A 12442-nucleotide genomic window follows, 5' to 3' on the forward strand; every position below is an offset into this window, starting at 1 on the left:
CGGCGAGGGCGGCGAGGCCGGCCTGCTCGCGCCCAGCTCGGCGGACCTTCACCCTCTCTCCGACATAAGCCCATCGCCATGCTCGCCGATCCCCCGGATCGGCTGCGCGTGCCAATTGCTGCGCAATCGCTCCCTTATGCTCGGGGGTTGAGGGTGAAACCGACCTTGATGGTCACCTGATAGTGCGACACCTTGCCGCCCTCGACATGGCCGCGCGTCTCGAGCACCTCGAACCAGCGAGCACTGCGCTACGACAGCACCCTGTGCTGCCGTTGCTCGTACTTCTCGATGGTGGCGGAAGCGCGGGCGATCGCGCCCTGGATGGCGTCCTCGATCCCGATCGGCGACGACCCGACCAGCTCGACGATCTTGTAAACGTGGTTAGACATAGCGTCGAATTCCCGAGCCTAAGGGGACGGAAGCGCCAGCATGCGCGAGCTTAGGCAAAGAGTGAATGAGTGTCGGCCGGGCGGCGCGCGAAGCGCAACCATTCGACGTCAAGGATTTCACCGTGATTTTCCGCATCATTATGCGGGCAGCATCTGTTCCCTTTGGGTTACGCAGGAGGACTCGCCGGGCGACAGAGCTAGCTGAGGTCAGCTATAACTTGTGATGCAAGCTCCTCCGCTGCAGCAAATGAGACCGGCCATGTGTCGCTTTCAGTAATAGCAGCGCCTACAACTTCCGGCGGACGCAATCGTGCTAACGCATTTCCTGCCACTGCAAGGACATGGTCGGCCGCCGCGCCGTTCGCTTGCATAATCCCTGCAATCTGCTGAAAGAATTGCTGATCGTCGCCCCGGATGGGCCAAGTGACCGTGTCCAATAAGCGATGCCCATATGTTGCGAGCACGGCGACGATGAGCGTCGCACACGTTAATCCCTTTCCCGCCGCCGGCGTCGCAAGGTCGCCGGTTTCCGCATCGAAGATGATACCTTCGCTGTCGAATGAGTAGGGAATCTTGGGATCACGATGGGCAATCCGCGCGATCAACTCCGCTAAGACAATTTTATTGTCGCTGTCTAAACCTAGTTGCGCCCATCGAAAAGGCGGCGACGCTTGATCGTCGGCTAGTTGATAGTGAAATCGTAAGTGAAGGATGCGAGGTTGCTGATCAGCAACGCGGTAAAGTAGCCCAGCATGCCAGAAGCCTGACTCGGTGTTGCGGATCACAACGCCGACATGCTCAACTTCGGCAAAAGGTCGGTCTTCAGCCTCAAGTACGGCCATTCTAAGCGTGAAGGCCTCTCAAAAGTCGTGCGCTATCTAATCCTCGTTGCCTGAAAGCTTCGTCCACCTTAGCGATAAACGTCTTCCATCCGGACAACTTGGATCTCGCGGGATACGTAGCGCGTGCGATGCCGAGCAATACGTGTTTGCTGGTCGTGGCCGCATCCAGGTCCCTCAAGGCACTATCGAGCAGACGGAAAGCTCGCAAATTGATCAACATGTTCACGCCATCAATCACGGTTCCCAAGGCTTGTACCCCGCTGGCATCGTTCGAGTGGCATGCCGCATAGAACCAGCGCAGATCGACAACGGAGGGCGTTGTTTCAGCGATCGCTCCTTCGGAGACTCTCCCCCAAGAAGTAAATTGACCTTCGGCGTTCGAATCAAACGAGATGTATCGGAGCCCCATGACGCCGCTCAAGGGCGCGTAGTCACCAGCGAGCGTTCCTTGATTACGGACTTTTAGGATCCAGGCGTCTATGAAGCTCGTCTTCAAGGAACCAGCGAAATGCTCTTCCTGAAATCTTGTTGAGTCGTCGGCATACTGCAATTGCATCATCGTTGCCCTTTATACGAACTTCATCGCAGAATAAATCGCTGTCGATAACAAATACCGTTTCATCGCCGGTCTTCTCATGCTTTCCAAGCGTCGTTCGAAATATGCCTTTAGCATCGTCTTCCAGTGATAAAACTGTGGCCGCATTCAATTCTAAAACGTCTGCAATTGGGATATCGTCTTCGGCCAGTAGGCCAAGAGCAGAAGCACGTATCAAGTCGGACCAACGGGCATCGGGAATCCCGAGTTTGGCTCGAGAGATCACATCCAAATAGCGTAGCCCGATCCGGGAAAAAAATGGCACCGAGTAGCTGCTCAAGAGCGCGGCGAGTGCGGCATTCAAATGGGCGTCAAATGATTCCCATCGCTCATACGAATCAGTGGAGAGTGCAATATATTCGCTCGTGAGCGTAATTCTGACCGAGCGATCCTCGGTTAGAAAAACAAAATTTGAGAAACGCGACTGGATCGGGGCATCGTTGCCAGAAACATGAATCTTCAACCCGTCTTGCACCTCTGAGAACGGATATTCGGAGCCAAGGCGACTCTGGAATTCCGCAGGGAGTCTGTCGGCAAGTGCGAGAATTGGCGGGAAGCGAAGCTGGCAGATCACCTCTGCCGAGGGGTTTTGCTGATAGACTACCCGTTTAGCGTCCGGAAAATTCATGCTCGCTCCCAGAATTTGAAAGCGTAGTGCTGAGCAACCCCACCGTCCAGTCACTGAGCATCGAAATCACTGGTCTAGAAATGACCGCATCTTCCTAGACCGGCTCGGATGCTTCAACTTCCTGAGCGCCTTCGCCTCGATCTGCCGAATCCGCTCGCGCGTAACGGAAAACTGCTGCCCCACCTCTTCCAGCGTGTGATCGGTGTTCATGCCGATGCCGAAGCGCATGCGCAGGACTCGCTCCTCGCGCGGGGTTAGGCTCGCCAGCACCCGCGTCACGGTTTCCTTGAGGTTCGCCTGGATCGCGGCGTCGACCGGGATGACGGCGTTCTTGTCCTCGATGAAGTCGCCGAGGTGGCTGTCTTCCTCGTCGCCGATCGGGGTTTCGAGGCTGATCGGCTCCTTGGCGATCTTCATCACCTTGCGGACCTTCTCGAGCGGCATCCCGAGGCGCTCGGCGAGGTCCTCGGGGGTGGCTTCGCGCCCGAACTCGTGGAGGAACTGGCGGCCGGTGCGGACCAGCTTGTTGATCGTCTCGATCATGTGCACCGGAATGCGGATGGTGCGCGCCTGGTCGGCGATCGAGCGGGTGATCGCCTGGCGGATCCACCATGTCGCGTAGGTCGAGAATTTGTAGCCGCGGCGGTACTCGAACTTGTCGACCGCCTTCATCAGGCCGATGTTGCCTTCCTGGATGAGGTCGAGGAACTGCAGGCCGCGGTTGGTGTATTTCTTGGCGATCGAGATGACCAGGCGAAGGTTGGCCTCGACCATCTCCTTCTTGGCGATACGGGCCTCGCGCTCGCCCTTCTGGACCTGGTTGACGATGCGGCGGAACTCGGGGAGCGAGGTGCCGACTGCCTGGGCGATCTCGCCGATCTCGGTGCGGATGCGCTCGACCGTCTCGCCCTCGGCGGCGGCGAAGGCGGCGAACTTCTTGTCGATCTTGGCGGCGCGCTTGAGCCAGCCGTCGTCGAGCTCGCTGCCCATGTAGCTGTCGAGGAAGGCGCGGCGGGGGACCCGGTGGCGCTCGGCGAGGCGCAGCATCTGGCCGCCGAGCGCGGTCAGCCGGCGGTTGTAGCTGTAGAGCTGGTCGACGAGATATTCGATCTTGGCGGCGTGGAACTGGACGCTTTCGACCTCGGCGGTGAGCTGTTCGGTCAGCTTCTGATATTTCTTTTCGTCGGACGCGGCGAATTCGGTGCCGGCGGCGAGCGCATCGAGGCGCGCCTGCTGGAGCTTGGAGAATTTCTTGAACAAGGCGGTGATGCCGGCGAACTTCTCCAGCGCCATCGGCTTCAAGGTCTCCTCCATCTGCGCGAGGGAGAGGGTGTTGTCCTCGTCCTCCTCCTCGGCCTGGGGCTTGGCGCGGCGCTCGACCATGTCGTCCTCGTCCTCGTCCGCGGGCGCGGCGGGCTCGTCGGCGATGTCTTCCTCTTCCTTGATCGAGGGTCCGGCGGTCTTTTCCGAAATCTCGGCCTCGCCGCCCTCATCCTCCTCGCTGGCGCTGATCTGCTCGGCCGACGGACCCTTCGACAGCATCGCCTCGAGATCGAGGATCTCGCGCAGCTGCATCGTGCCTTCGTTGAGGTTGTTGGACCATTCGATGATCGCGTTGAAGGTGATCGGGCTTTCGCACAGGCCCCATATCATCGTGTCGCGGCCGGCCTCGATGCGCTTGGCGATGGCGATCTCGCCCTCGCGGCTGAGCAATTCGACCGCGCCCATCTCGCGCAAATACATGCGCACCGGGTCGTCGGTGCGGTCGACCGCTTCCTTCTTGGTCGCGACGGCGGGGCGGGGCGAGCCGCCCTCGTCGATCGGATCGACCTCGTCCTCGGGCTCGGGCTCCTTGTCCTCGTCGTCGCTGTCGTCATTCTCGACGATCTGGACGCCCATCTCGGAGATGGCGGACATGATGTCCTCGATCTGGTCGGGGCTCATCTGGTCGCTCGGAAGCGCGGCGTTGAGCTCCTCGTAAGTGAGCACGCCCTTCTTCTTGCCGCGGGCGATGAGCTTCTTCACCGTCGCGTCGTTGAGGTCGATGAGCGGGGCGTCGCCGGTCTCGGCGTCGGTCTCGTTGGTGTCGGTTTTGGCCATGGTCGGGGGGTCGCTTACTCATTGCCGGCGAGAGACGCCAGCCTGCTGTGCAATCGCGACCGCGCCGCCATCAGCCGCTGCTGCTCGGCGTAGGCGTCGTCGGTCACATTGATCTTCAATCGCTCGGTCGCCGCGGCGAGCGCCGTCTCGACCTCCTGAGCTGCGGCGACGATCTCGACCGCGGCGGCGAGATCGCTCACCGCGCGGGCCGGATCGCTGTCGCGGCGAGTGAACGAAAAGCCCATCGCCGGGGGGCCGGCGAGGGGCGCCTCGCCCAGCGCCAATATGGTGGCGAGACCGTCGCGATCAAGTTCGGCGCCGGCCAGCGCGGCCTCGACGAGCCGGTCGCGCAGCGCGGCGCTGGGGCGGTCGCCGAGCGGGAGGTGGGCGAGTGCCTCGAGATGATCGTGGAGCGCCTGGGGGAAGAGCACGAACCCCTCGACCAGCGCGCGAGCGGTCGGCGCGTCGATACCGCCCGAGCCGATCGCGCGGGCGACGTCGCTGGCCGGGGCGGCGGGCGGCTGCCATTTGCCGGCGCGGTCCTTCTTCCATTGCGGGCGGGGGGCGAACGTTGCGCGCTGCGGGCGGACGAGGGCGTCGAAGCGGCGCAGGAATTCGTCGCGGTAGAGCTGGCGCACATTGGGATCGGCGATCGCCCCCGAATGCTCCATCAGCCGCGCCTTGAGGCCGGCGCGCGCCTCCGGGGTGGCGAGGGCTTCCGATTCCGCCTCGTGCCGCCACAGCCGCTCGACGAGCGGCTCGGTCGCCTCGAGCGCGGCCTTGACCGCCTCGGCGCCGCGCTCGCGCAGCAGGTCGTCGGGATCCTGGCCGGCGGGCAGGGCGATAAAGCGCAGGGTGCGGTCGGGCGCGAGGTGGGGGAGGGCGCGCAAGGCGGCGCGGATCGCGGCCTTCTGGCCGGCGGCATCGCCGTCGAAGCACAGCACGGGCTGGGGATCGAGCCGCCACAGCCGCATCAGCTGGCGCTCGGTGAGCGCGGTGCCGTTGGGCGCGACCGCCTCGGCCATCCCGGCACGGTCGAGCGCGATGACGTCCATATAGCCCTCGACGACGACCAGCCGCCCGGCCTTGCGCGAGGCCGGCCCGGCGCGGTCGATGTTGTAGAGCGTTCGGCCCTTGTCGAAGAGCGGCGTGTCGGGGGAGTTGAGATATTTCGGCTCGCCGGGCCCGAGAATCCGCCCGCCGAACGCGATCACCCGCCCGCGCACGTCGCGGATCGGGATCATCAGCCGCCCGCGGAAGCGGTCGTAGGCGTCTTTCGCCTGCTCCTCGGGGCGAATGAGCATGCCGCTTTCGACCAGCGCGTCCTCGCCGAAATGGGCGAGTGCAGTCTTGAGCCTGCCGCGGCTGTCGGGCGCGAAACCGATCCCGAACCGCGCCGCGGTGGCGCCATCGATCCCGCGCTTGGCCAGATAATCGCGCGCCGCCGACCCCTCGGTCCCGGCCAATTGCTCGACGAACCACGCCTGCGCTGCCGCCATGACGTCAGTGAGGCCGGCGCTCTTCTCGGCGCGTTCCTGGGCGCGCGGATCGGGCGCGGGGACCTCCATCCCGGCCTTGGCGGCGAGCTCCTTCACCGCATCCATGAACGGCATCCCGCGCTGGTCGGTCAAAAAGCGGATCGCATCGCCGTGCGCACCGCAACCGAAGCAATGGTAAAAGCCCTTCTCGTCATTGACGGTGAAGCTCGGCGTCTTCTCCGAATGGAACGGGCAGCACGCCTTATACTCGCGCCCGGCCTTGGTGAGCTTGACCGCAGGCGCGATGATTGCGCTCAGCGTCGTGCGCGCGCGCAATTCGTCGAGAAAGGCGGGGGAGAGGGTCATGATTGCCCACCCCCCGGCCCTGTCCGACAAGATTGACGGTGAAATGCATTCCCCTCCCGCTTGCGGGAGGGGTTAGGAGTGGGAAGCGTTTCGGCAATCCGCTGAGCCACGCCGTCGAGGTTGTCGATGACCTCATTGTTCCAGAATCTCAGCACGGTGAGACCTTGCGCGGACAGGAAGTGGTCGCGCGCCGCATCGGTCCGCGAGTCGGCATGCTGGCCGCCGTCCACCTCAATCACCAGACCATGTTCGCGGCAAAGGAAATCGCAGATGTAAGGCCCGACCGGCATCTGGCGGCTGAATTTCGCACCGGCCAACTGGCGGGCACGCAGGATCGACCACAAGCGGCGCTCGGCACGTGTTGCTCCGTTACGCAGTTCCTGGGCGCGGGACGTGTTGCGGGGGCGGAATTCGGGCACCGTTTGACTCTGCCCACCCCCGGCCCCTCCCGCAAGCGGGAGGGGGGAAGAAGTCACGACAGCGCCGCTTTCACCATTGCGCTTGCCCGGGCCGGCTCGAGTCCCGTGCCCAGCCGCGCTTTCACTTCGGCCATGACGCGGCCCATGTCCTTCATCGATCCGGCGCCGAGCTCGGCGATGATGCCGGCGATCGCGGACCGCGCCTCGTCGTCGGACAATTGCGCTGGCAGGAAGCGCTCGATCACCGCGATCTCGGCCTCCTCCTTGGCCGCCAGCTCCTCGCGATTGCCCTGGCGATAGAGGGTGACGCTTTCGCGGCGCTGCTTGATCATCTTCTGGAGGACGTCGGTGACCAGCGCGTCGTCGTCGGGCCTGGTGGCGGCGGTGCGAAGCTCGATGTCGCGGTTGGTCAGCGCCGACTGGATCAGCCGCAGGGTCGCGGTGCCGGCCTTGTCGCCGCCTTTCATCGCGCTCACCAGCGCGGCCTTGATGCTGTCCCGAATCATCCTGCCCTCGCGTGGAAACGGCCAGTCCTAATCGGCCCGCGGCCGCTTGCACAGGCGTTGACCGGGGCGGCCAAAGCGCATAGCCCCCACCGCTTAGCGACATCGCCGTTTTTGCCCCGAGGGAGCCGCGCACTTGGCCGATCCGAAACCCATGCCCGCGGCACCGGACGGCGCGACCGGCGTGATCGTGTTCGGCGACGGGCGGCTGGTGTGGGGGCGGGGGTTCGGCGCCGAGGGCTCGGCGGTCGGCGAACTGTGTTTCAACACCGCGATGACCGGCTATCAGGAGGTGATGACCGACCCCTCCTATGCGCGCCAGGTGATCGCCTTCACCTTCCCGCACATCGGCAATGTTGGCGCCAATGACGAGGACGTCGAGGCGGACGAGGCGCATGCCTTGGGCTGCATCGTGCGCGAGGCGGTGACCAGCCCGTCCAATTTCCGCTCCAGCCAGGATTATCCGGCGTGGATGGCGGCGACCGGGCGCATCGGGATTGCCGGGGTCGATACCCGCGCGCTGACCCGACTGGTGCGCCGCGAGGGTCCGCCGACGGTGGTCATCGCGCATTCGGCGCGCGGCGAGTTCGATCTGGCGCGATTGCGGGCGATGGCTGCGGAATGGCCGGGGCTCGAGGGCATGGACCTGGCGAAAGAGGTGTCGCGGCGGCAGGTCGAGGCGTGGTCTGGGGGAAAGTGGGAGCTGGGGTTGGGGTATGCGGGGGAACAGGCCCACCCCCGACCCCTCCCGCAAGCGGGAGGGGAGGAGGAGCGAAGCGACGGAGGGGTGGGCACCGGCCCCCACGTCGTCGCGATCGACTATGGCTCCAAGCGGAACATCTTCCGCAATCTGGTCGCGGCCGGGGCGCGGGTGACGGTGGTGCCGGCGACCGCGTCGTTCGAGGAGATCATGGCGCTGAGGCCCGACGGCTTCTTCCTCTCCAACGGGCCGGGCGATCCGGCGGCGACCGGGGACTATGCCGTGCCGCTGATCAAGCAGCTGCTCGCCACGCAGCTGCCGCTGTTCGGCATCTGCCTCGGGCATCAGTTGCTGGCGCTCGCGGTGGGGGGGCGGACGGCCAAGATGTTCCAGGGCCACCGCGGCGCCAATCACCCGGTCAAGCGGCTCGCCGACGGGCGGGTCGAGATCACCAGCATGAACCACGGTTTTGCAGTTGAGCGCGAGGGACTTCCGGCCAACGTGCGCGAGACGCATGTGTCGCTGTTCGACGACAGCAATTGCGGGCTCGAGCTGGCCGACCGCCGGGCGTTCAGCGTCCAATATCACCCCGAGGCCAGCCCCGGCCCGCAGGACAGCTTCTATCTGTTCGAGAAATTCGTGGGGATGATGCGATGATGGAAGGGCTTGGCAAATCACCAGCAGGATTTCTGTATGTCGCTTGGCATCCTAAGTCGCCGGGATATACCAAAATAGGATGGTCGCTTTGGGACCCGGTGAACCCATGTGAAAAGTATCCTGGTGGAAAGAAGCGCATCCACGACGTCCAGAAATACCTTGAGGCGTTTGGCTTCGGCCCTCTCCAAGTAAGAGGCTTTCCCTTTCACAGGCACGCGAGATTGATCGAGGGAAAGATCAAGAAGAAGCTCGTCGATCAACGACGGGGCAGCGTGGGCCGAAACAGGGAAATCTTCGATATCGATCCGCAAAACTTGATCTCACTCATTGAGACTGAGTTGTATGCCTAAACGCACCGACATCTCCTCGATCCTCGTCATCGGCGCCGGGCCGATCGTCATCGGGCAGGCGGCGGAGTTCGATTATTCGGGGTCTCAGGCGCTGAAAGCGCTGAAGGAGGAGGGCTTTCGGGTCATCGTCGTCAACAGCAATCCGGCGACGATCATGACCGATCCCGAGCTGGCGGACGCGACCTATATCGAACCGATTACGCCCGAGATCGTCGAGCGGATCATCGCCGCGGAGAAGCCCGACGCGTTGCTTCCGACGATGGGCGGGCAGACCGCGCTCAACACCGCGCTGACGCTCAACCGCACCGGCGTCCTCGCCAAATATGGAGTCAAGCTGATCGGCGCGCAGGCCGAAGCGATCGACAAGGCCGAGGACCGCCAGAAATTTCGCGAGGCGATGGACCGGATCGGGCTCGAGAGCGCCAAGTCGGGCATCGCACACAGTCTTGAAGACGCTTTCGAAGTGCTTGAACGCACTGGACTTCCCTCGATCATCCGGCCGTCGTTCACGCTCGGCGGGACGGGCGGCGGGGTGGCCTATAACCGCGAGGAATTCGTCGACATCGTCCGCGCCGGGCTCGACGCCTCCCCAACCAGCGAGGTGCTGATCGAGGAGAGCCTGCTCGGGTGGAAGGAATATGAGATGGAGGTGGTGCGCGACGCCGCCGACAACGCCATCATCGTCTGCTCGATCGAGAACGTCGACCCGATGGGGGTGCACACCGGCGACAGCATCACCGTCGCCCCGGCGCTGACGCTCACCGACAAGGAATATCAGCGCATGCGCTCGGCCTCGATCGCCGTGCTGCGCGAAATCGGCGTCGAAACCGGGGGTTCCAACGTCCAGTTCGCGGTCAATCCGAAGGACGGGCGGATGATCGTGATCGAGATGAACCCCAGGGTTTCGCGCAGTTCCGCGCTGGCGTCGAAAGCCACCGGATTTCCGATCGCCAAGGTCGCGGCCAAGCTGGCGGTCGGCTACACGCTCGACGAGATCGCCAACGACATCACCGGCGGCGCGACCCCGGCGTCGTTCGAACCGACCATCGATTATGTCGTGACCAAGATCCCGCGCTTCGCGTTCGAGAAGTTCGCAGGCGCCGAGCCTTTGCTGTCGACGGCGATGAAATCGGTCGGCGAGGTGATGGCGATCGGCCGCTCCTTCTCCGAAAGCCTGCAGAAGGCCTTGCGCGGGCTCGAGGTCGGCTTGTGCGGGCTCGACCGCTATCGCGCGCTGGAAGGCGCGCATCCCGACGAGATCGAGAACGCGCTGTCGCGGGCGACCCCGGACCGGCTGCTGGTCGCCGCCGAGGCGCTTCGCCAGGGCTTCACCGTCCAGCGCATCCACGAGCTTGCAGGCTTCGACCCGTGGTTCCTCGAGCGGCTGGCGGAGATCGTCGCGGCCGAGGAGCAGTTGCGCGCGGTCGGCCTGCCGGGAGACGCCGATGGCTTGCGGCGCTTGAAGGCGATGGGCTTTTCCGACGGGCGGCTGGCGCAGCTCGCGCTGCGCTCGGCCGGGGTCGAGCGCCAGGCGTCGGAAGCGGCGGCCTATGGCGGCGGGATCGTCCATGACGCGCTCCGGGCGATGACCGGCGGGGTGACCGCCGAAGAGGTCCGCGCCCGCCGCCTGAAGCTCGGAGTGCACCCGGTGTTCAAGCGCATCGACAGCTGCGCGGCGGAATTCGATGCGGCGACGCCCTACCTCTATTCGACCTATGAGGCGCCGCTGTTCGGCGAGCCCGAGGACGAGGCGGAGATTTCGGACAAGCGCAAGATCGTCATCCTCGGCGGCGGCCCCAACCGCATCGGCCAGGGCATCGAGTTCGACTATTGCTGCTGCCACGCCGCCTTCGCGCTCAAGGAGGCCGACTATGAGACGATCATGATCAACTGCAATCCGGAGACGGTCTCGACCGATCCGGATACCTCGGACCGGCTCTATTTCGAGCCGCTGACCGAGGAGGACGTGCTCGAAATCGTCACCCGCGAGGCGGCACGGGGCGAGCTGGTCGGGGTGATCGTCCAATTGGGCGGGCAGACCCCGCTCAAGCTCGCCGCGGCGCTGCAGAAGGCGGGCGTTCCGATCCTCGGCACCTCGCCCGACAGCATCGACCTCGCCGAGGACCGCGAGCGGTTCGCCAAGCTGGTCGACAAATTGGGCTTGAAGCAGCCCGCCAACGGCATCGCCCGCAGCCGCGACGAGGCGCTCGCGGTGGCGCAGCGCATCGGCTATCCGGTGTTGATCCGCCCCAGCTACGTGCTTGGCGGACGGGCGATGGAGGTGGTCGACGGGCCGGCCCAGCTCGATCACTATATCGCTACCGCGGTCGCGGTGTCGGGCACCTCGCCGGTGCTGATCGACCGCTATCTGCGCGACGCGATCGAGGTCGACGTCGACGCCATTTGCGACGGCAAGGACGTGACCGTGTGCGGGATCCTCCAGCATATCGAGGAGGCGGGCGTCCATTCGGGCGACAGCGCCTGCTCGATCCCGCCCTACAGCCTCGGCGCCCCGGTAATCGCCGAGATCGAGCGGCAGGCGGCGGCGCTGGCCCGGGCGCTCGGCGTCAAGGGGCTGATGAACATCCAGTTCGCGGTGACGGAGGAGGACGGCCGCGACCAGGTCTATCTGATCGAGGTCAATCCGCGCGCCAGCCGCACCGTGCCGTTCGTCGCCAAGGCGATCGGCGTGCCCATCGCCAAGATCGCGGCGCGGGTCATGGCCGGCGAGAAATTGGCGAGCCTGCCGCCGATCGACCGCGACATCGGCCATATCGCGGTCAAGGAAAGCGTGTTCCCGTTCGCGCGCTTCCCGGGGACCGACCCAGTGCTCGGACCGGAAATGAAGAGCACCGGCGAAGTCATGGGAATCGATGACGATTTCGACCTCGCCTTCGCCAAGTCCCTGCTCGGCGGCGGGATCCGCCTGCCGGACTCGGGCGCGGTGTTCATCTCGGTCAAGGACAGCGACAAGGCGCACATATTGCCCGCCGCCCGGCTGATGGAGGAGCTCGGCTTCAACATCGTTGCGACCGGCGGGACAGCGGCGTTCCTGGCCGGCGAGGGGCTCGCCGTCGAGCGCATCAACAAGGTCGCACAGGGCCGCCCGCACATCGTCGACCGGCTGCGTGACGACGGGGTGCAGCTGGCGTTCAACACTACCGAGGGCTGGCAGTCGCTGAAGGACAGCTTCTCGATCCGCGCCACCGCGCTCAAGGCCAAAGTGCCCTATTTCACCACCGCGGCGGCGAGCATGGCCGCGGCGCGGGCGATCAAGGCGCTGCGCGACCTCGGCGGCAGCCACCAGCTTGCAGTCCGCTCGCTGCAGGCCTATTATTCGGCTCCCAAGGAATAATTCACCCCACCGACGCGACCCAGGCTGCGCCTTCCCGAACGGAAGGGGCCCAGACGCGAA

10 protein-coding genes and 1 pseudogene are annotated in these 12442 nt (G+C 64.7%); 3 read left to right on the forward strand and 8 right to left on the reverse strand.

The window, feature by feature from the left end; all coding sequences use genetic code 11:
* Positions 1–134: 134 nt before the first annotated feature.
* From D0Z60_RS04220 to D0Z60_RS04245, 8 genes and pseudogenes are all read right to left on the reverse strand, one after another.
* Positions 135–389, reverse strand: a pseudogene (locus D0Z60_RS04220) (dodecin).
* 197 nt (positions 390–586) lie between these two features.
* Positions 587–1231, reverse strand: a complete 645-nt coding sequence (locus D0Z60_RS11610) for a hypothetical protein (protein WP_162888067.1) — start codon at positions 1229–1231, stop codon at positions 587–589.
* A 1-nt stretch (position 1232) separates the two neighbouring features.
* On the reverse strand, positions 1233–1727 hold the full coding sequence (locus tag D0Z60_RS11615; RefSeq protein WP_162888000.1) for a hypothetical protein: 495 nt from the start codon (positions 1725–1727) through the stop codon (positions 1233–1235).
* Complete coding sequence (locus D0Z60_RS04225; RefSeq protein ID WP_118857095.1) at positions 1684–2454, reverse strand: TIGR04255 family protein; 771 nt, start codon at positions 2452–2454, stop codon at positions 1684–1686. The genes D0Z60_RS11615 and D0Z60_RS04225 overlap by 44 nt, the downstream gene beginning before the upstream one ends.
* Positions 2455–2520: 66 nt before the next feature.
* On the reverse strand, positions 2521–4554 hold the full coding sequence (gene rpoD, locus D0Z60_RS04230) for an RNA polymerase sigma factor RpoD (RefSeq protein ID WP_118857096.1): 2034 nt from the start codon (positions 4552–4554) through the stop codon (positions 2521–2523).
* Between the two features lie 14 nt (positions 4555–4568).
* Positions 4569–6398 (reverse strand): DNA primase, encoded by a 1830-nt coding sequence (dnaG, locus tag D0Z60_RS04235; protein WP_118857097.1) that lies wholly within the window; start codon positions 6396–6398, stop codon positions 4569–4571.
* Entirely contained in the window at positions 6395–6817 is a 423-nt protein-coding gene (locus D0Z60_RS04240) for an endonuclease domain-containing protein (protein WP_118857098.1), read from the reverse strand. Before D0Z60_RS04240 ends, dnaG begins: the two co-directional genes overlap by 4 nt.
* A gap of 53 nt (positions 6818–6870) precedes the next feature.
* The gene (locus D0Z60_RS04245) at positions 6871–7323 is read right to left on the reverse strand and encodes a GatB/YqeY domain-containing protein (protein ID WP_118857099.1); all 453 of its coding nucleotides are present in this window, start codon (positions 7321–7323) and stop codon (positions 6871–6873) included.
* Between the two features lie 133 nt (positions 7324–7456).
* Between D0Z60_RS04245 and carA the strand changes: the two genes are divergently transcribed.
* From carA to carB, 3 genes are read left to right on the forward strand one after another with little or no spacing between them, the layout of a single operon-like run.
* Positions 7457–8677 carry a glutamine-hydrolyzing carbamoyl-phosphate synthase small subunit gene (gene carA / locus D0Z60_RS04250; protein ID WP_118857100.1) on the forward strand — a complete coding sequence of 407 codons (1221 nt, stop codon included), beginning with the start codon at positions 7457–7459 and terminating at the stop codon, positions 8675–8677.
* The gene (locus tag D0Z60_RS11620) at positions 8674–9027 is read left to right on the forward strand and encodes a GIY-YIG nuclease family protein (protein ID WP_162888068.1); all 354 of its coding nucleotides are present in this window, start codon (positions 8674–8676) and stop codon (positions 9025–9027) included. The genes carA and D0Z60_RS11620 overlap by 4 nt, the downstream gene beginning before the upstream one ends.
* Positions 9020–12382 (forward strand): carbamoyl-phosphate synthase large subunit, encoded by a 3363-nt coding sequence (gene carB / locus D0Z60_RS04255; RefSeq protein WP_118857101.1) that lies wholly within the window; start codon positions 9020–9022, stop codon positions 12380–12382. The genes D0Z60_RS11620 and carB overlap by 8 nt, the downstream gene beginning before the upstream one ends.
* Positions 12383–12442: the final 60 nt, after the last annotated feature.

Origin of the sequence: Sphingomonas mesophila, from assembly GCF_003499275.1 — a bacterium.
Classification (GTDB): Bacteria; Pseudomonadota; Alphaproteobacteria; order Sphingomonadales; family Sphingomonadaceae; genus Sphingomicrobium; species Sphingomicrobium mesophilum.